The following is a 17543-nucleotide window of genomic DNA, read 5'->3' as shown; positions in this document are numbered from 1 at the left end:
TTATTCCTCGCCTTCGTAAAGGCTGATCGGCTGTGCCGGCATGATCGTCGAGATCGCCGACTTGTAGACCAGCTGTGACTGGCCGTCGCGACGCAGCAGCACGCAGAAGCTGTCGAACCAAGTGATGACGCCCTGCAGCTTGACCCCGTTCACGAGGAAGATGGTGACAGGAACCTTCGTCTTGCGGACATGGTTCAGAAACGCATCTTGCAGATTGGCCTTGTCGGACGCCATGATCTTCACCCTGTTATTCTTGCAGCCGCGGACCGGCCTGATTACGCATGATTATGTCGTGGCGGAACCTGATGTTCCACCCCAAAAAGAATGGACCCTACTTGCGCCAGATTTCGGGATTGAACAAGGCCACGATCGCCAGAGTCTCGAGCCGTCCAAGCACCATCGCCGCGGCCAGGATCAGTTTCGCTGGATTGGGCAGTCCGCTGAAGCTGATCGGCGTCTCGGCGGCCACGACGGCAAGTGGCCCGGTATTCGACAGCGATGCCACGGTCAGGACCATCGTGGTTTCGAACTGCACGCCTGTCAGTGACACCAGGATCATGGTCGCTGCGATTGAAAGCGCGAAAAGCATGAAGAATATCCAGGAAATATAAGCCCCCTGTCGGCGGATCATGCGTGCCTCGCGCCCACCGCCCCCGACCGAGGACGGGTGCAGCAGACGCTCCATCTCGCGTTCCGAATGCCGTGCAAGCGCGTAGACGCGCAGCAGCTTCACGCCACCGGCGGTGGTGGCGACCCCGCCTCCGATCAGGGACAGGCCGACCAGGAATAGGCCCGGAGTCTCGAGCCCCGACCAGCGCGCCGCACCCTCCCAGGCGTACGATTCGAAACCCGTCGTCGTCAGGAAGGACGTGACCGTAAAGATGCTGCCCCACAGCGACGCAATGAGGCCCGAGAACGTCGACTGCGTGCCTTCCTCGATACTGCCGAAGTAGTGGCGGGTGAACAGCAACAGGGTCGTCCCGCAGACCAGCGCCATGGCCAGGCGGATTTCCGGATCGCGCAGCAAGCGTGCGTCGCTGTCGCCGAACATGCCGCGCGAAAAGGTCAGGCGTGACAGGGCGAACACGAAAAAGCCCATGATCACCAACTCTCCCCAGAACCCCGAGGCCGCGTAGTAAAGCCCGCCGATTGGCGAAATGCCGGACGTTGACAGGACCGCCATCGCGTGACACAGCGCGATATAGGGAGCCTCTCCCGTCAGGATCAGCAGAATCCAGAGCACGAAGGTCAGCGCCGAATAAATCGGCACCAGCGTCTGCGCGTGACGGAACAGGCGATCCTGCACCTGCGCGGACTTGCCGATCTGGCTGTAGCTGCCTGTGGTGACATGCGCGCTGCCGCCTGCGGCGCGCACCTCGAACCCGCCAAGGTTCATCGGCGCAAAGACCGCAACGGCCATGATCCAGACCAGAAGGCCTCCAAGCCAGCCGACCGTGGACCGCCACAGGTGCAGCGTCGGCTGCAAGCGGCCCGCATTCTCGTAAAGCGTGGCACCTGTCGTGGTGAAACTGCTGACCATCTCGAACCAGCTGTCGAAGAAGGTCAGGTTGCGCCCGGCCTCCTGAAAGGGCACGGCAAACATGACGGGCAGCAGGCTGAAGGCCAGAAATAGCGTCAGCAACTGGCTTCGCGCGGCGGACCGGGGGTGCCGGCCCGTCGTCGCCAGCGCGATCAGCACCGTCAGGCTCAGGAACAGCACGGCGCCGTAGAAGAACGCCCGCATCGACACGAAATCCCGCAACACCCAGGCGTGCAGGGCCGGCAGCAGCATCGCCAGCGCGCCGACTCCCATCAGAAGCACGAAGAACGGCAGGGATTTCAGACGGTCCATCAGTAACGGTCCATCAGAAGAAGTCGATCGACACCTGCAACAGGCGTTCGACCTCTGGCACGTCGCTGGACATGGCGAAGATGACGACGATGTCGCCCTCCTCGATCCGGGTTTCACCCGTCGGTTTCACGATACCGGACGGCTTGCGAATGCCACCGACGAGAGCACCTTCGGGAAAGGCCACATCGCGGATCTTTTGCCCGGCAATCGGGGATGTGCCAAGGACCTGCGCCTCCAGCATTTCCGCCTCTGCGTCGCCGATGGAATAGACGCCGCGCACCCGGCCGTGGCGGACGTGGCGCAGGATCGACGACACGGTGGTCGATCGCGGATTGATGTAGGCGTCGATATCAAGCGGTGCCATCAGCGGCACCAGCGTCGGATCGTTCACGAGGCAGATCGCCATGCGGCAGCCCATTTCCTTGGCGCGGACCGAAGCGAGAAGATTGGTCTTGTCGTCGTCGGTCACCGCCAGAACCGCATCGGCCGAGGCGATGCCCGCCTCCTCCAGCAAGGCGGAATCGAGCCCGTCACCGTTCAGCACGATGGTCCGGTCAAGAGCATCGGCCGCAGCCTCGGCCACATCGCGGGACTTTTCGATCATGCGGACCCGCAGGCGTTCGGTCCGGCCTTCCAGCGCCAGCGCCACCGCGCGGCCGACGTTGCCGCCACCGATGATGACGATGCGTTCCTGCTTGGTCTGGGTCTTGCCGAAGATCTCGAGCGTGCGGTTCATGTCGTCGGTGTGGACGAAGACATAGGCGTCGTCGCCGGCGAAAAGCTGGTCCTTGGCCGTCGGCACGAAAAGCGCACCGTCACGGCGCACACCGACGACGACCGCCCGGAGGGTGGAAAAGAGGTCGGTCAACTGGCGCAGCGGCGTGTTGATGACGGGGCAATCGGCCTCCAGCGTGATACCCATCAACGTGCCCTGCCCGTCCAGAAAGCTTTCCGTGTCGAAGGCCGTCGGGGACGCAAGCCGCTGCAGCGCAGCCTCGGCCACCTCGCGTTCGGGACTGATCACGACGTCGATGGGCAGGTGATCGCGGCGGTAAAGGTCGGAATAGATCGCGTCGAGGTAGCTTTGCGCCCGCAGCCGCGCGATCTTGCGCCTGATGCCGAAGACGGAGTGGGCGACCTGGCAGGTGACCATGTTCACCTCGTCCGAATGGGTCGCGGCGATGATCATGTCGGCGTCCCGCGCGCCCGCCCGTTCAAGGATGTCGGGATAACTGGCAAAGCCGGAAATGCCCTGGACATCCAGCGTATCGGTCGCCCGGCGCACCAGTTCGGGATTGTTGTCGACGACCGTGACATCGTTGCGTTCGCCTGCCAGATGCCGCGCGATCTGCCAGCCGACCTGACCCGCCCCACAGATGATGACCTTCATGCGCCCATTCCCTTGAAATCATGTCCCTCGTGACAGAGCCTTGCGGGGGCGTCAATTCAGCTGTCTTCCTCGACGTAGGCGATGCGCGCGCCGGCCTTGTTGGCGGTTGCGACACCCAAGGATTTCAGCTTGCGGTGCAGGGCGCTGCGTTCCATGCCGACAAAGGATGCGGTCCGGCTGATGTTGCCGCCAAAGCGGTTGATCTGGGTCAGCAGATACTCGCGCTCGAACAATTCCCGCGCCTCGCGCAGCGGCAACGTCGCCAGCCCGCCGGACAACACGATGCGACCATCGCCCGCCGGTGCCTCCACCGCGGACGGCAATTCGCGAGCACTGATCGGATCATGGGAATCTCCAAGGATCAGAACGCGTTCCACGACGTTCTTCAGCTGGCGCACATTGCCCGGCCACAGCATCGTCTGCAACAGCGCGCGCGCATCTTCGGCCAGGGCGCGCAGCGGCAAGCCCTGCGTGCGGTTCAACATGGCGATGAAATGCTCGGCCAGCACCGGAATATCCTCGCGCCGTTCCTCCAGACTGGGGACCGGGACCGGGACCACGTTCAGACGGTGGAAGAGTTCCTGCCGAAAGCGGCCTGCCTCAATCTCGGCTGCCAGATCGCGGTTGGTTGAGGACACGAACCGCAGGTCGACCTGCACCTTTTCAGTCCCGCCCACGCGCTGGAACGCCTGATCGACCAGTACACGCAGCATCTTGGTCTGGGTGCCAAGAGGCATGTCGGCGACTTCGTCCAGATAGATGACGCCGCCATGCGCCTGTTCCAGCAAGCCTTTCTCGACACCGCGGCCCGGTGTCTCGCGGCCGAACAACACCTCTTCCATCCGGTCGGGGGTCACGCTGGCGGAACTGACGGTCACGAAGGGCGCACCCGAGCGGGCTGAGTTCGCGTGGATATAGCGGGCTGCAATTTCCTTGCCGGACCCCGCCGGTCCGGTCAGCATCACCCGGCCATTCGACTTGGTGACCTTGTCGAGCTGCGATTTCAGCGCGCGAAACGCGGCACTTTCGCCCAGCATCTCTGCCGGGGCAGCATCGCCACGTTTCAGCTCCACGTTCTCGCGGCGCAGGCGGCTGGTTTCCATCGCACGGCGGATCACGACCATCAACTGGTCGATGTTGAAAGGCTTCTCGATGAAATCATAGGCCCCCTGCTTGATCGCGGCGACCGCGATCTCGATGTTGCCGTGGCCCGAGATGATGACGATCGGAATTTCCGGGTGATCGCGCTTAACGGACTTGAGGATGTCGATCCCGTCCATCGCGCTGTCCTTGAGCCAGATGTCGAGGATCATCAGCGCCGGTTTCTGCTTGGCGATGGCGGTCATGCACTGCTCGGAGTTGGCGGCAAGACGCGTCTCGAACCCCTCGTCCTGCAGGATGTCGCCGATCAGTTCGCGGATGTCGCGTTCGTCGTCGGTGATCAGGATGTCGCTCATGTCATAACCTCATGCTGGAATTTTATTGGCCGCAACGCCCGCGGGCGACAGCGGCAACAGGATGACGGCACAGGCACCGCGGCGGCCCGTGTCGTCAAAGGGGACGGCATCCGTCAGGGACAGGGTGCCGCCATGCTCTTCGATGATCTTGCGCACGATCGGCAAGCCAAGACCGGTGCCCTTGTCGCGCGTCGTCACGTAGGGTTCAAACAGGCGCGCGCGATCTTCCGGCAGGCCGATCCCATTGTCGGAAATGGTGATACGGGCTTGCAGAGGCGCAACGGTCAGCGCCAACCGGATTTCGGGGGCGACGGAATCAGCGCCATCGCGATCCTGAAGGGTTTCAATCGCTTCGCCGGCGTTCTTGATCAGATTGTTCAGCGCCTGCCCGATCATGGTGTCGTCCAGATCGGTCAGGACAGGCTCTGACGGCAAGTCAAGACGGATCACGACATCCGGTTGCCCGGCCTCTTGCAGCGTCACCGCATCACGGATCAACCGCGACAGATCGCTGTGTGCAAGCTCCGGTTCGGGCATGCGCGCGAACTTGGAGAACTCGTCGACGATGCGGCGCAAATCGTTGGTCTGACGCACGATCACGTCGGTCATCTGGTCCAGCTTGACGCTGTCCGACACCTCGGCGGAAAACTTGCGCTTGATGCGCTCGGCCGACAACTGGATCGGCGTCAGCGGGTTCTTGATCTCATGCGCGATGCGGCGGGCAACGTCGCCCCAGGCCGCCATCCGCTGCGCGCTGACAAGATCTGTCACGTCATCAAAGGCCACGACATAGCCGTCCAATGAGCCTTCGGGTCCGTTGCGCAGCGCCATCCGCACCAGCAGACTTTCCTGAGAGCCGTCGCGGACGAGGTTGATCTGCTCCTGCACAACGGCGCGGTTTTCACGTCGCAACCGGTCGAACAGCGGGCCGAATTCCGGCACCGCCACCGACAGCGCGGTTGCCGCAGCCTCGCCCTGCACCACCCCCAGGAGCCGCATGGCCGACGGGTTGAGGAAGGCGACCCGGCCGTCGGCGTCCAGCCCGACGACACCGGAGGTCACGGAACTGAGTACCGAATCGAACAATCGGTTGCTGTCCATCAGATCGTCCCGCTGACCCTTCAGACGGCTGGTCATCTGGTTGAAATAGTGACCCAGCTGACTGATCTCGTCGTCGCCGTCATCCTCGATCACCCGCACGTCAAGGTCGCCCGCACCGACCCGCTGGGACGCGGTGACCAGTCGCCCGACGGGACGCGACAGGCGTTCGGCGAACTGCAAGCCCAGCCAGGTCGCAGCGAGGATCAGGATGACGGCGAAACCGAGGTAAAGAAACCCGAACTGGAACAGGAGTTGCCCCCGGTCGCGTTCCAATTGCTCATATAGTGCCACCGTCGCTTCTGTGTCGTCGAGCAGCGACAGGATCTGGCCATCGACGGCGCGGGTCACGTAGAGGTAGCGGTCCTGAAAGGAGTCCATCGCGATCAGGGCGCGGAATTCGTTGTTGCCGCCGTCCTCGATGACGCGGTTGCCGGTCGCATCGGCGGCCGCGAAATCCTCGGGTGTGGGTCGCTCGTAATTGAAATCGTAGGACCGCCCGCCCCGCGCCTTGATCTCGCCAGCACCGTCGATGAAGAAAACTTCGGTCAGGCCGCGATCAAGCTGGTTCTGCACGGCGGCAATGGCCTGCCGCACATCGCCGTCATCCATGAAGAAGTTGACCTGACGTTCCGTATTAAGATAACCCGCCAAGGCATTGCCATCGCGCAACAATTCCGATCGCTCCTGCCCGTCGTAGGCCTGCGCCGTGGTCAGCGATGTGCCAAGGACGTTCTGCACCCTCTCGGAAAACCAGCCCTCGAACCCCAGATTGATCGACAGGACGGCAAAAACAGCGACCAGAACAGTCGGGATCAGCGCGAGGGCCACGAAGACACCGGTCAGGCGCAGGTGCAGGCGTGATCCTGCGGACTTGTTGCGCCGCGCCACGATCATCGATGTGACGCGCCGGATCACAAGGCCCGCGATCATGATGACATAGACGAGGTCGGCCAGCAGGATCAGCCGCAGCAAAGGCGACGCCGACCCGCGATCCAGCGGCCCACCCAGAATGAAGAAGGTCAGGAACGTCAGCACAGGGCCGAGAACCACCAGACCAACGGTCATGGCATTCTGAACGGCACGCTGTCGCCGCCACCGGGCAAGCCGCTGGAAATCCAAACCCAATAGGGACCGCTGCACGCGTTTCGCCCTGTCACCGTGGCAGGTCTGACCCCGCCGTTACCGCCATATTATGTGGTCCTGCCGGGGGATTGTTTCCCCGGGGCCACGTTTATGTTGCGGTTTTACATCAATTTGCGGCGCCGTGTCACGCGAATATCGAGGTCGGTGATCTTCTTTCTGAGCGTATTGCGATTGATTCCCAGCAGATCGGCGCATTTCGCTTGGTTGCCGCCCGTCGCGTCGAGGGCGATTTCGATCAGCGGTGCCTCCACCTCGCGCAGGATGCGATTGTACAGGCCGGGTGCCGGCAGCGTGCCGCCGTGCAGATCGAAATAGCGTTGCAGATGACGCGCGACCGAGACCGACAGCTTCTCGCCCTCGGCCCCGCCCCGCAGCGGTTCCATCGCGGGTTGGTTGCCCAGCACACCGTCCACCTCGCCGCGCGTGATCTCGTCGGCGGCGGCGGTGAAAACGAGACGGCGGACGGTGTTTTCAAGCTGTCGCACGTTGCCGGGCCAACTGTAGGCGCGGATCATGTCCATCGCACCGGGCGACATCCGTCGCAAAGCGGCACCGTCACGCTCGGCGGCGGAAAGGAAATGTTCGGCCAGAAGCGGGATGTCATCGACACGTTCGCGCAGAGCGGGCACCGCGATGGTGACGCCGGACAGACGATAGAACAGGTCGTCGCGGAACGTCCCTCCCTCCATCAAGGCCCCGAGGTTGCCTTGAGAGGTGGCCATGATACGCGGCGCGTTGTCGCCCAGCGTGTCAAGCAGCCGGACGATCCGGGCCTGTGCGGTGGCGTCCAGATCGCCGACCTCGTCAAACAAGATCGTGCCACCCTTGACCCGGTTCAGGATCGCACCGGGACCGTCAATGCTATCCAGATCGGCGGCAGATGCAGTGACGAAGGGCAGCGACCGGCGGTCCGAGAAGTCATGCACGGCGCGCGCGATCAGCGACTTGCCGGTGCCGGATTCACCGGTAATGAGGACCGGCAGCGCAGTGTTCATCACCCGCGCCACAAGGCGATACAGCGTCTGCATCGCCGGCGTGCGTCCGACTAGCGGCAGGTCCGACCCGGTGTCGGAACGCTCTTTCGGCGTGCGCGGCGGACCGGCGTGACGCTTGACTTCCAGCGCGCGGGCGGCGCGCTTCATCAGGTCGGGCAGATCGAAAGGCTTGGGCAGGTAATCGTAGGCGTCCGCCTCGGCCGCTTGAATCGCCGTCATGATGGTGTTCTGCGCAGAGATCACGATAACCGGCAGGCCGGGCCGGGCCTTGGCGATCAAGGGCAACTGCTCCAGCCCGTTGCCGTCGGGCATGATGACGTCTGAGATCACGAGATCGCCCTTGCCCTCGTCCACCCAGCGCATCAGCGTGATCAGGCTGGACGTCGCATGGACCTTGCAGCCCGCGCGCGTCAGGGCCTGCGTCAACACCGTGCGGATCGTGCGGTCGTCGTCCGCGACCAGAACCGTTCCATCCATCATTCTTCTCCGTCGTCAGGGGTGTCCGCCAGCGGCAGGGACAGGCGAAATACGGTGCGGCCCGGCACGGAATCGACCGTGATCCAGCCGCCCCCGTCGTGCATCAGCTTGCTGACCAGTGCCAGGCCAAGGCCGGTCCCATTTTCGCGCCCTGACACGAAAGGCTCGAAGATGTCGGCGGCGATGTCAGGCGGCAGGCCGGGGCCATCGTCGATGACCTCGATCTGAAGCGGCAGACGGGCGTGGGTGCCGTCAGCCTGCAGGACCCGCAATGAGGCGTCGTAGAAGGTCCGCAGTTTTATCGTGCCGCCCGGGCCGCCAGCCTCTGCCGCGTTCTTCAACAAGTTCTGGAACACCTGCTGCAACTGGTCCGCGTCGGCCAACGCCGGGGGCAAGGAGGGGTCGTAGTCGGTCAGGAACATCATGTGCGCCCCAAATCCGACCGAGGCCGACTGCCGTGCGCGGTCCAGCGTATCGTGGATATTGATCGATTTGCGCAGGGGAGGACGCAGGTTACCGAACTGTTCGACCTGTTCCAGCAATTTCACGATACGGCGCGATTCTGCGACGATGAGGTCGGTCAGCTCCTGGTCCTGCGGTTCCAGGCCCATCGACAGCAGTTGTGCTGCCCCGGTGATGCCGGCCAGCGGGTTCTTGATCTCATGCGCCAGCATTTCGGCCATGCCGATGGCGGACCGGGCGGCCTTGCCGGACATGGCGTTCTGGTTCAGGCGGCTGACGATCTGTTGCGGGCTGATCATCATGATCGTGACGCGGTCCCTGCCCTGCAAAGGCGCAAACTGGATGTTGCAGTGCTGTGGCGCCCGCATTCCCGATCCGACATCGACGTCGTTGATGAACAAGGAGGTCCGCTGCTCACGTGCCCGTTCGAAGGGAATTTCCAGCGGGGCGTCGATCAGAACCTTTTCCCACACAACCTCGCCGACCAGCGATTTGGCCGAAAGGTTCAGGAAGCTTTCCGCCGCCGGGTTCGACTGCAGGATCCTGTCATCCTCGCAGAGCAGAAGTGCCGGGACGGGAAGCGACGACCAGAGGGCTTCGTCGGCGATCATGCGGCGACCCGCGCGTCGGGAGCCAATGCATCCGGCAAAAGGGCCAGGACGTGGGCGGGATCAGTCGCAGTCAGCACGGCGCTGCGCAACGCAGCGGACGTGCCAGCGGTGTCCATGTACCAGCCCAGGTGCTTGCGCGCGACCCGCAGACCGAGGTCGCGGCCGTAAAACATTAACATTGCCTCATAATGACCTGATACCATGTCTGAAAATGCACGGCCCTGCGGCACTCGCGGCGCAGGCGTGCCATAAAGCGCGGCGCTGATCTGTGCCAGTAGCCAGGGTTGACCCTGCGCTGCGCGACCGATCATCACGCCGTCTGCTGCCGACTGGGCCAGCGCGGCACGCGCGGTGCGAGCCCCGGTGATATCGCCATTGGCGATCACCGGAATCGTCACCGCGTCGCGGATCGTCCGGATCGCGGCCCAGTCGGCAGACCCCTTGTAGAACTGGCAGCGCGTGCGCCCGTGGATGGTGACAAGCGCGATGCCCGCCCCCTCGGCCCGGCGCGCGACATCGGCCGCGTTCAATGACGTATCGTCCCAGCCCAGGCGGGTCTTGAGCGTGACGGGAATGTCGACGGCGTTCACCACTGCCTCGATCAGGCGCAGGGCGTGGTCGGGCGTGCGCAACAGGGCCGATCCCGACAGACCGCCCGTCACCTTCTTGGCGGGGCAACCCATGTTGATGTCGATCACGGCGGCCCCGTTGGCCGCGACCATGCGCGCAGCCTCTGCCATCCAATAGGCATCGCGCCCAGCGATCTGCACGGCGGTCGCCTGCTGGTCATAGCCCAGTTCCGCCCGATCACGCACCGAAGGTTTGGCCTGCACCATTTCCTTGGAGGCGACCATCTCGGACACCACCCAACCCGCGCCGAAGCTGGCGACCAGCTGGCGAAACGGCAGGTCCGTGATGCCCGCGAGCGGGGCGAGCGCCACGAGTGGCGTCGGAAGAAACCGGGTTTGTGCCGTCAAATTCATCTTTTGCCTAAAGGCTGTGCGTCTGCCAATCGACCTAGACCGTGTTGTGCCCGCTGACAACGCACACTGCCACGTCAGCCTGCAATTCCTGCGTGTCTGCCTAATAATTGGGCGACACACCGGCGATTGCCTAGCGTTTGGTGGGTCGATAATCAGGTCTCAGCAATGCGCGTCGCGACAAGGAGTTTTCCATGCCCACCACTGCCGCCCTGATCGTCGCTGCCGGACGCGGTGTGCGTGTGGGGGGCGACGTGCCGAAGCAATGGCGTAACCTTGGGGGGCAGCCGGTGCTGCTGCGCACGGTCGAGGCCTTTGCACGCCACTCCGCCGTCGATCAGATCGTGCTTGTTCTGCACGCGGACGACCTTCCGCGCTGGACCGATCCCAGCGTGACCGTCGTGACCGGCGGTCCGACGCGGCAGGAGTCGGTGATGGCCGGGCTGCGCGCCGTGACGGCGGACCGCGTATTGATCCACGACGCGGCGCGCCCGCTGGTCAGCGCGGCCATCATCGACCTGGTCTGCGCGGCGCTGGATCACGCTGTCGGTGCCGCCCCCGCGGTCGCCGTGACCGACGCGCTTTGGCGCGGCGGAACCCATGTGACGGGCATGCAGGACCGCGAAGGCTTGTTTCGCGCCCAGACCCCGCAGGGCTTTCACACAGACGCGATCCGCGCAGCGCACGCGGCACATACCCTGCCCGCCGCCGACGACGTCGCTGTCGCGCGGGCGGCGGGGCTGGACGTTCGTATCGTTGCAGGCGATGAAGACAACCTCAAGATCACCCACGCCGAGGACTTTGCGCGGGCGGAGCGGCTGCTGGGGGGGCGCATGGATATCAGGCTGGGCAATGGCTATGACGTGCACAGGTTCGGGCCGGGCGACCACGTGATGCTGTGCGGCGTGAAGGTGCCGCATGGGCGTGGCTTGCAAGGCCATTCGGATGCGGACGTCGGCATGCACGCGGTCACGGATGCGATCTACGGCGCGCTGGCACAGGGCGACATCGGCGTGCATTTCCCGCCGTCCGACCCGCAGTGGAAAGGCGCGGACAGTCACATCTTTCTGCGCCATGCCGTGTCTCTGGCGGCGGACATGGGTTACATCATCTCGAACGTCGACTGCACGCTGGTCTGCGAATATCCCAAGATCGGGCCGCATCAGGCTGCGATGCGCGCGGCGATGGCCGCGATCATGGGACTGGAGTCGGGGCGCATCAGCGTCAAGGCTACGACATCGGAACGCCTGGGATTCACGGGTCGCGAGGAAGGCATTGCCGCCCTCGCCACCGCATCGGTGGTAAAGACATGACACGCCTGATCGCGACCTTTTTCTACGTCGGCCATCTGCGGCCGGCCCCCGGCACATGGGGATCGTTGGCGGCACTGCCGGTCGGCCTGCTGCTGATGGTGCTGGGCGGGCCGGTCCTGCTGATCGCGGCCAGCGTCGCGCTGTTCGGAGTCGGTTGGTGGGCGACCGCTGTCGAAACCCGCGCCAGCGGGGTAGAGGATCCGTCAGAGATCGTGGTGGACGAGGTCGTCGGCCAATGGGTCGCACTTTGGCCACTGGCCATCGGCGCGGCGGATGCGGGCGCGTCCTATACCGCGCTCTGGCCCGGTTGGATCGCGGCATTCGCCCTGTTTCGCCTGTTCGACATCAAGAAGTGGGGCCCTGTGGGCTGGGCCGACCGGCGCGGCGACCCTTTGGGCGTGATGCTGGACGACGTGATTGCCGGCGTCTTTGCCGCCATGGGCGTCGTGATCCTTGCAGGCCTCTATCACGGGGTCATCCTGCAATGAACAACGCGGCAGAACTGCTTGATCTTGCAAAAGATCGCGGCGTCATGATCGCCCTGGCCGAAAGCTGCACCGGCGGGCTGATCGCGGGCGCGCTGACGGAAATTGCCGGCAGCTCTGCCGTCTTCGACCGGGGCTTCGTGACCTACACCAATGCCGCCAAGATGCAGATGCTGGGCGTGCTGTCGGATACGCTCGACGATTTTGGCGCGGTGTCGGAAGAGGTTGCGCGCGAAATGGCGCAGGGCGCGTTCGACCGATCGGACGCGCAGATTGCAGTGTCGGTCACGGGAATCGCCGGCCCCGGCGGGTCAGAGCACAAGCCCGAAGGCCGCGTCTGTTTCGGCGTGGCGACCGGCGATGGCGTCCATGCCGAAACGGTGGAGTTCGGGGCCATCGGCCGCAGCGAAGTCCGTGCAGCAACTGTCGATCATGCACTGGCGCTGCTGATGGCCGGCGTCGCGCAATTTCCGCGTATGCCGTAGGCAATTTCCACAACAAACGCGCGCGCCTCGGGGAGCCTTTGCCTGACCGACCGGATAGCGCGTCAAGCGGCCCCTGCCCCATACATTGTCGCCGCGCGCCGCTCGAACGCCCTCACGATCGTCTGCATCGCCTGATTGAAGAAAATGCCGGCGGCCCCTTGCAGGATGCGGTTCCTGAACTCGAAATCCACGTGAAAATGGACCTGGCAACCACCATCGACGTCCTGGAACGTCCAGCGGCTGTTCAGATGCTTGAACGGGCCGTCGATGTATTCCGTGTCGATCTGTCTTTTTTTCGGCCACAGCGTGACGCGGCTGCCAAAGGTTTCGCGGAACACCCTGAATGACACGACAAGATCGGCCAGCAGGACGGTATGATCGCCTTCGTCACTTTCCGACCGCAGACGCGCGGCGGCGGTCCAGGGCAGGAACTTAGGATAGCTTTCCACGTCCGCCACGAGGGCATACATCTGGTCGGCGGTGTAAGGCAGGACACGGGTTTCGTCGTGGACGGGCATGGATGACTTTCACGGTGTGACTTCATGTGTTGATGTCGTTAAAGACAGGCAGAAATCAACCCTTGCCCGGCAGGATAGAATGTCACGTCCCTATGTGATCGACCAGATGATCAGCGCCAAATCCATTGCGGCCCGGATCGAGTCGCTGGCCCGCGACATTCACGCTGCCTTCGAGGGGACCGACAAGCTGGTCGTCGTCGGCCTCTTGCGCGGGTCCTTCGTGTTCATCGCCGACCTCGTGCGCGAACTCGATCTGCCGGTCGAGGTCGATTTCATCGAGGCCAGCAGCTACGGCGACGGCATGGAAAGCAGTCGCGAGGTCCGAATCCTGAAGGACCTGCGCGGTACCATCGAAGGGCGCGACGTGCTGATCGTCGAGGATATCGTCGACACCGGCCACACCTTGTTTCGGGTCACGGAATATCTGCAATCGCGCCACCCTGCGCGGCTCAAGACCATTGCGCTGCTGGACAAGCCCGCGCGGCGCGAGGTGGACTTTCGCGCCGACTGGATCGGGTTCGAGATTCCCGACGCCTTCGTCGTGGGCTACGGCATCGACTTTGCGCAGCGCAACCGCAACCTGCCCTACATCGGTCAGGTGCGGTTTACGGACGAGGGATGAACCCCCGCTGGCTGCTGCGCACCAGCCAATGGGCGCGCAATCCGCCGTCTGCGGGGCGCGTCTGGCTGGTGCTGGGCGTCATTGCCGCCTGCCTTGCCCTGGCGGGGATCGAACGGTTGACTGGCGCGGTGCAGTCTGGCGGTCAAGAATATCCGCGACCATTTACCTCGAATTAAAACCGGGCGTGTGATGCCTGTGTGCATGACACATCTTGCACCCTTTCTGATCCCCTCTGCAAACAGCGTGCTGCAGGTCACGGTCGTCGATGACGCCCTTGCCGCCGTGTCGAGGGCAGCTTTTGCCAGGCGGTGCGCGACGGGCGGCTGCCGCAGCTCTTGCCCGATACACGTCAGAACGCCTTCGCGATGACGTTGCCCGTCACGACGATGGCGCCGGTCGGGGCAATGATCGCCATTCCGCTGAACCTGCGCGACGGCACGACCTACGGCATGTTCTGTTGCTTGTCGCACCAGCCAATGCCAGCGCTGAATGAACGCGATCACGCCGTCATGGTGACATTCGCGAACCTCGTGGCCGAAGTGATCGGTGCCGACATCGCAGCAGATCGCACGGATCAGACCCTGCGCCAGCAGATCGAGGACGTGATGGCGGACCACGATTTCCAGCTACTGCTGCAACCCATCGTGTCGCTGGATGACAATACCGTCATGGGCGCAGAGGCGCTGTGCCGGTTTCGCGCGACGCCCTACCGCAGCCCGGACAAGTGGTTTGCCGATGCGCGCCGGGTCGGACTGGAGCGGCACTTGGAACGCGCCGTGATCGAAAAGACGCTCGCCTTGCTGCCGGACCTGCCGCGCGCGTTGAAACTGTCCATCAACGTCTCGCCCGACATGGTCATCGCCGGCGATCTGGTCAGTCTGATCGACGGGCCCTTCAGCGACAGGATCATCTTCGAGCTGACGGAGCATGAAGACTTCGGCAGCCTGACGGAATTACAACAACAGATGAAGCAGTTACGCCGCCTCGGTGCGCAAATCGCTGTCGACGACCTGGGGGCAACCTATTTAAGCCTGAACACCGTCCTGCAGATCAAGCCCGACATCGTCAAGCTGGACCGCGAGATGGTGCGCGGGATCAACCTCGACCCAGCCAGTCGCGCGCTTGCGGCGGGGATCAAGCATTTCGCGGACGCCATCGGTGCGCAGGTCGTGGCCGAGGGGATCGAACGACAAGAGGAAGCGGACACATTGCGCAGCCTTGGCATCCAGTTCGGCCAGGGTTTTCTGCTGGGGCGTCCCGGCGGGGTCAACGCGCTGCAGGCTCGCACCTTCAGCTATTGAAGGGGGCCTGCAGGCATTGTCGGATCTACGCCAGCCTGGCCAGCCGCGCCGTCCGCAGCCGGGCGAAATCGTCACCCGCGTGGTAGGATGACCGCGTCAGCGGTGAGGCGGAGACCATGAGGAACCCCTTGCCGAACGCAGCCTTCTCGTAGGCCGCGAATTCCTCCGGCGTCACGAAGCGGTCGACGCGGTGATGCTTCGGTGTCGGCTGCAGGTACTGTCCGATCGTCAGGAAATCGATGTCGGCGGCGCGCATGTCGTCCATGACCTGCAGAACCGCCTGACGATCCTCGCCCAGCCCGACCATGATGCCGGACTTCGTGAACATCGAAGGGTCCAGTTCCTTGACCCGTTGCAGCAGACGCAGCGAATGGAAATAGCGCGCACCCGGCCGCACTTCGGGGTAGAGACCCGGCACAGTTTCGAGGTTGTGATTGAACACGTCCGGTTTTGCCGCGACCACGACCTCCAGCACCGCCGGATCGCAGCGGATGAAATCGGGTGTCAGGATCTCGATGGTGGTGGCGGGGGCCTGCCTGCGGATGGCGCGGATCGTCTGGGCGAAATGTTCCGCACCGCCGTCCTCCACGTCGTCGCGATCGACCGAGGTGATGACGACATGGCGCAGGCCAAGCTTCTTCACCGCGTCCGCCACGCGACCGGGCTCGAACACGTCAAGCGCCTCTGGCGGTTTGCCGGTCGCAATGTTGCAGAAGGTGCAGGCTCGCGTGCAGACCTCGCCCATGATCATCATCGTCGCGTGGCCTTGGCTCCAGCATTCGCCGACATTGGGGCAACCGGCCTCTTCGCAGACGGTCGTCAGCTTGTGTTCGCGCATGATGTCGCGGGTCTGTCGATAGCCTTCCGACGTGGGGGCCTTCACCCTGATCCAGTCCGGCTTTTTCGGCTGGGCGGAATCGACGCGCCGGGCCTTTTCGGGATGACGCTGGGCGGGAATTTTCAGATCGCGCATGGCGGGCGGGCCTTTTGGCTGTGATGCCATTTAACCTAGTCGCTTCAGTGTCCAAAGTCCATGGCGGGCTGCGGGAACCGGACATGCAACCGGGTCTGCGACAGCGTGATTGGCGCGCCTTGCTGTTCGCAAATGATCGTCAGGCGTCAAGGCGATTCAGGCCCGCCGTCAGCTGATCAGCGGACCGTATTTGCCGGTCGTCGCCTCGTAATGTCGCGTCAGGCGTTGCAGGGAAATCCGCAGGACGATCTTGCCCGACCGGGCCGACCATCCCATGTGCCGTTCCGTGATCTCCAATCCTTCCAGCAGGCAACAGCAGCGGAGGGCGGCGTCCTGCAAGCCGGGGCCAAGATCGTCAAGCGCCGCAATCACCCGGTCGCGCGCCGCCTGTGTGGCCGGATGCAGACGCTTGGCACCCTGAAACGCCAGCCCGGCGCGCCAGTCCTCTGCCACGTCTGGTCCAGGCTGCGACAAGACGAAATCCTCGCGCAGACGCTCGCCCACTCGGACAAGATCGCGGTTGAGGAAGGGTTTGCCATCCTTGTCGCGCCGTCGAGAGAGGCCGATCAGCGGTGTCTCGGTGGCGATGAACCGACCGCCGTTCGCGGCCTCTGGCCTGGTCCAATCGTCGTCCAGCGCGACGTCGAAGCCTTGGGCGCGGTTCTCATCGGCAGCGGTCAGTCCCCGCAATTCGGTGCGGCCCAGCCCCGTGATGCGGTAGCGTGCGATCCGTGCCTGCGGGTCCGGACAGGAAATCCAGTTCTGCAGCGCCAGCGCCTGCGCGATGTCCGCCTCGACGACGGCTGTGCGCAGCGCGCCGCCATCGGCATCCTCGCGCACCACGACAGCACTGTCCATGTCGCGCGCCACCGCCAACACCGCGCCGAGTTCGCACAGGCGCCGCAGGACGTGCAGGGCTTCGCGATTGAGGCGCCCCTGGGAAACGGATCCGGCACCATCGGGCCATCTGGGGGGCAAGGCATGAAGCATGGCAGAGCTTTCTGTTGAAGAGCTGGTTTGAGTCTCGCCGGACAACGCGCGCAGCGCCGCGTCGACCAGCGGGTCGTCGCGGCGGGCCTCACAGGCGCGAACCTGACGCAGGATGGTCGAAGGATGAACGTCCCTGTCACGCGCAAGGGCGCGGATCGAGGTCCCTGCGACCGTATGAACAAGGTAGTGGCGAACTGGCTCCGGGACCCAACCCGGAAAATCGGGCTGCAAGGTTTCCTTCGACATCGTCATTCTGGCCAGCCCCTCTGGTCCCCTCAATGCGTCACCGTGCCAAAGGTGGAACACTAGCACAGATCGAACAACCTAAGGGTGTATTCTTAAATGAAGGTTAATGTTAGTATCTTGGTAATACTCTTCCAAAAAATGA

Annotated in this window: 17 protein-coding genes; 6 read left to right on the top strand and 11 right to left on the bottom strand. The window is 63.8% G+C overall.

Going from position 1 to position 17543, the window contains the following annotated elements:
* From hfq to dusB, 8 genes are all read right to left on the bottom strand, one after another.
* The gene (gene hfq / locus ACOI1H_RS10985; protein WP_072899168.1) at nucleotides 1–234 is read right to left on the bottom strand and encodes an RNA chaperone Hfq; all 234 of its coding nucleotides are present in this window, start codon (nucleotides 232–234) and stop codon (nucleotides 1–3) included.
* Between the two features lie 97 nt (nucleotides 235–331).
* The gene (locus ACOI1H_RS10980) at nucleotides 332–1852 is read right to left on the bottom strand and encodes a TrkH family potassium uptake protein (protein ID WP_422437413.1); all 1521 of its coding nucleotides are present in this window, start codon (nucleotides 1850–1852) and stop codon (nucleotides 332–334) included.
* 13 nt (nucleotides 1853–1865) lie between these two features.
* On the bottom strand, nucleotides 1866–3242 hold the full coding sequence (gene trkA / locus ACOI1H_RS10975; protein ID WP_422437411.1) for a Trk system potassium transporter TrkA: 1377 nt from the start codon (nucleotides 3240–3242) through the stop codon (nucleotides 1866–1868).
* Nucleotides 3243–3298: 56 nt separating this feature from the next.
* The gene (locus ACOI1H_RS10970) at nucleotides 3299–4699 is read right to left on the bottom strand and encodes a sigma-54-dependent transcriptional regulator (protein ID WP_422437409.1); all 1401 of its coding nucleotides are present in this window, start codon (nucleotides 4697–4699) and stop codon (nucleotides 3299–3301) included.
* A 9-nt stretch (nucleotides 4700–4708) separates the two neighbouring features.
* Nucleotides 4709–6865, bottom strand: coding sequence for an ATP-binding protein (locus ACOI1H_RS10965; RefSeq protein WP_422437407.1), 2157 nt, complete (start codon nucleotides 6863–6865; stop codon nucleotides 4709–4711).
* 179 nt (nucleotides 6866–7044) lie between these two features.
* Nucleotides 7045–8415 (bottom strand): response regulator, encoded by a 1371-nt coding sequence (locus ACOI1H_RS10960; protein ID WP_422437450.1) that lies wholly within the window; start codon nucleotides 8413–8415, stop codon nucleotides 7045–7047.
* Entirely contained in the window at nucleotides 8415–9488 is a 1074-nt protein-coding gene (locus ACOI1H_RS10955) for a two-component system sensor histidine kinase NtrB (protein ID WP_422437405.1), read from the bottom strand. Before ACOI1H_RS10955 ends, ACOI1H_RS10960 begins: the two co-directional genes overlap by 1 nt.
* Nucleotides 9485–10471, bottom strand: coding sequence for a tRNA dihydrouridine synthase DusB (gene dusB / locus ACOI1H_RS10950; protein WP_422437403.1), 987 nt, complete (start codon nucleotides 10469–10471; stop codon nucleotides 9485–9487). The genes ACOI1H_RS10955 and dusB overlap by 4 nt, the downstream gene beginning before the upstream one ends.
* Before the next feature lie 191 nt (nucleotides 10472–10662).
* Here dusB and ACOI1H_RS10945 point away from each other — a divergent pair, with 191 nt between their 5' ends.
* The 3 genes from ACOI1H_RS10945 to ACOI1H_RS10935 are packed head-to-tail and all read left to right on the top strand — an operon-like array spanning nucleotide 10663 to nucleotide 12751.
* Nucleotides 10663–11781, top strand: a complete 1119-nt coding sequence (locus tag ACOI1H_RS10945) for a bifunctional 2-C-methyl-D-erythritol 4-phosphate cytidylyltransferase/2-C-methyl-D-erythritol 2,4-cyclodiphosphate synthase (protein ID WP_422437401.1) — start codon at nucleotides 10663–10665, stop codon at nucleotides 11779–11781.
* On the top strand, nucleotides 11778–12269 hold the full coding sequence (locus ACOI1H_RS10940; RefSeq protein ID WP_422437399.1) for a phosphatidylglycerophosphatase A: 492 nt from the start codon (nucleotides 11778–11780) through the stop codon (nucleotides 12267–12269). The genes ACOI1H_RS10945 and ACOI1H_RS10940 overlap by 4 nt, the downstream gene beginning before the upstream one ends.
* Nucleotides 12266–12751 (top strand): CinA family protein, encoded by a 486-nt coding sequence (locus ACOI1H_RS10935; RefSeq protein ID WP_422437397.1) that lies wholly within the window; start codon nucleotides 12266–12268, stop codon nucleotides 12749–12751. Before ACOI1H_RS10940 ends, ACOI1H_RS10935 begins: the two co-directional genes overlap by 4 nt.
* Nucleotides 12752–12813: 62 nt before the next feature.
* On the opposite strand, the gene ACOI1H_RS10930 is transcribed toward ACOI1H_RS10935, so the two are convergent.
* Nucleotides 12814–13269, bottom strand: a complete 456-nt coding sequence (locus ACOI1H_RS10930) for a type II toxin-antitoxin system RatA family toxin (protein WP_422437395.1) — start codon at nucleotides 13267–13269, stop codon at nucleotides 12814–12816.
* A gap of 79 nt (nucleotides 13270–13348) precedes the next feature.
* Between ACOI1H_RS10930 and hpt the strand changes: the two genes are divergently transcribed.
* From hpt to ACOI1H_RS10915, 3 genes are all read left to right on the top strand, one after another.
* Complete coding sequence (hpt, locus tag ACOI1H_RS10925; RefSeq protein ID WP_422437393.1) at nucleotides 13349–13891, top strand: hypoxanthine phosphoribosyltransferase; 543 nt, start codon at nucleotides 13349–13351, stop codon at nucleotides 13889–13891.
* Nucleotides 13888–14067: a hypothetical protein gene (locus ACOI1H_RS10920; protein ID WP_422437392.1), complete on the top strand. Its 180-nt coding sequence runs from the start codon at nucleotides 13888–13890 to the stop codon at nucleotides 14065–14067. Before hpt ends, ACOI1H_RS10920 begins: the two co-directional genes overlap by 4 nt.
* 159 nt (nucleotides 14068–14226) lie before the next feature.
* Nucleotides 14227–15192, top strand: coding sequence for an EAL domain-containing protein (locus tag ACOI1H_RS10915; protein WP_422437390.1), 966 nt, complete (start codon nucleotides 14227–14229; stop codon nucleotides 15190–15192).
* Between the two features lie 25 nt (nucleotides 15193–15217).
* Here the strand turns inward: ACOI1H_RS10915 and lipA are convergent, their stop codons facing one another.
* Together lipA and ACOI1H_RS10905 are read right to left on the bottom strand one after the other, a co-directional pair.
* A complete protein-coding gene (gene lipA / locus ACOI1H_RS10910; RefSeq protein WP_422437388.1) occupies nucleotides 15218–16165 on the bottom strand; it encodes a lipoyl synthase in 948 nt (315 codons plus the stop codon).
* A 168-nt stretch (nucleotides 16166–16333) separates the two neighbouring features.
* Complete coding sequence (locus ACOI1H_RS10905; protein WP_422437387.1) at nucleotides 16334–17407, bottom strand: DUF6456 domain-containing protein; 1074 nt, start codon at nucleotides 17405–17407, stop codon at nucleotides 16334–16336.
* Between the last annotated feature and the right edge of the window lie 136 nt (nucleotides 17408–17543).

Source organism: Loktanella sp. DJP18 (genome assembly GCF_049310965.1).
GTDB lineage: Bacteria > Pseudomonadota > Alphaproteobacteria > Rhodobacterales > Rhodobacteraceae > Loktanella.
This window is presented reverse-complemented; position numbering and strand designations above follow the sequence as displayed.

What these genes read in the sequence shown, in the direction of transcription:
- hfq (WP_072899168.1), bottom strand. Translation starts at nt 234, where the DNA reads ATGGCGTCCGACAAGGCCAATCTGCAAGATGCGTTTCTGAACCATGTC.
- ACOI1H_RS10980 (WP_422437413.1), bottom strand. Translation starts at nt 1,852, where the DNA reads ATGGACCGTCTGAAATCCCTGCCGTTCTTCGTGCTTCTGATGGGAGTC.
- trkA (WP_422437411.1), bottom strand. Translation starts at nt 3,242, where the DNA reads ATGAAGGTCATCATCTGTGGGGCGGGTCAGGTCGGCTGGCAGATCGCG.
- ACOI1H_RS10970 (WP_422437409.1), bottom strand. Translation starts at nt 4,699, where the DNA reads ATGAGCGACATCCTGATCACCGACGACGAACGCGACATCCGCGAACTG.
- ACOI1H_RS10965 (WP_422437407.1), bottom strand. Translation starts at nt 6,865, where the DNA reads ATGACCGTTGGTCTGGTGGTTCTCGGCCCTGTGCTGACGTTCCTGACC.
- ACOI1H_RS10960 (WP_422437450.1), bottom strand. Translation starts at nt 8,415, where the DNA reads ATGGATGGAACGGTTCTGGTCGCGGACGACGACCGCACGATCCGCACG.
- ACOI1H_RS10955 (WP_422437405.1), bottom strand. Translation starts at nt 9,488, where the DNA reads ATGATCGCCGACGAAGCCCTCTGGTCGTCGCTTCCCGTCCCGGCACTT.
- dusB (WP_422437403.1), bottom strand. Translation starts at nt 10,471, where the DNA reads ATGAATTTGACGGCACAAACCCGGTTTCTTCCGACGCCACTCGTGGCG.
- ACOI1H_RS10945 (WP_422437401.1), top strand. Translation starts at nt 10,663, where the DNA reads ATGCCCACCACTGCCGCCCTGATCGTCGCTGCCGGACGCGGTGTGCGT.
- ACOI1H_RS10940 (WP_422437399.1), top strand. Translation starts at nt 11,778, where the DNA reads ATGACACGCCTGATCGCGACCTTTTTCTACGTCGGCCATCTGCGGCCG.
- ACOI1H_RS10935 (WP_422437397.1), top strand. Translation starts at nt 12,266, where the DNA reads ATGAACAACGCGGCAGAACTGCTTGATCTTGCAAAAGATCGCGGCGTC.
- ACOI1H_RS10930 (WP_422437395.1), bottom strand. Translation starts at nt 13,269, where the DNA reads ATGCCCGTCCACGACGAAACCCGTGTCCTGCCTTACACCGCCGACCAG.
- hpt (WP_422437393.1), top strand. Translation starts at nt 13,349, where the DNA reads ATGTCACGTCCCTATGTGATCGACCAGATGATCAGCGCCAAATCCATT.
- ACOI1H_RS10920 (WP_422437392.1), top strand. Translation starts at nt 13,888, where the DNA reads ATGAACCCCCGCTGGCTGCTGCGCACCAGCCAATGGGCGCGCAATCCG.
- lipA (WP_422437388.1), bottom strand. Translation starts at nt 16,165, where the DNA reads ATGCGCGATCTGAAAATTCCCGCCCAGCGTCATCCCGAAAAGGCCCGG.
- ACOI1H_RS10905 (WP_422437387.1), bottom strand. Translation starts at nt 17,407, where the DNA reads ATGACGATGTCGAAGGAAACCTTGCAGCCCGATTTTCCGGGTTGGGTC.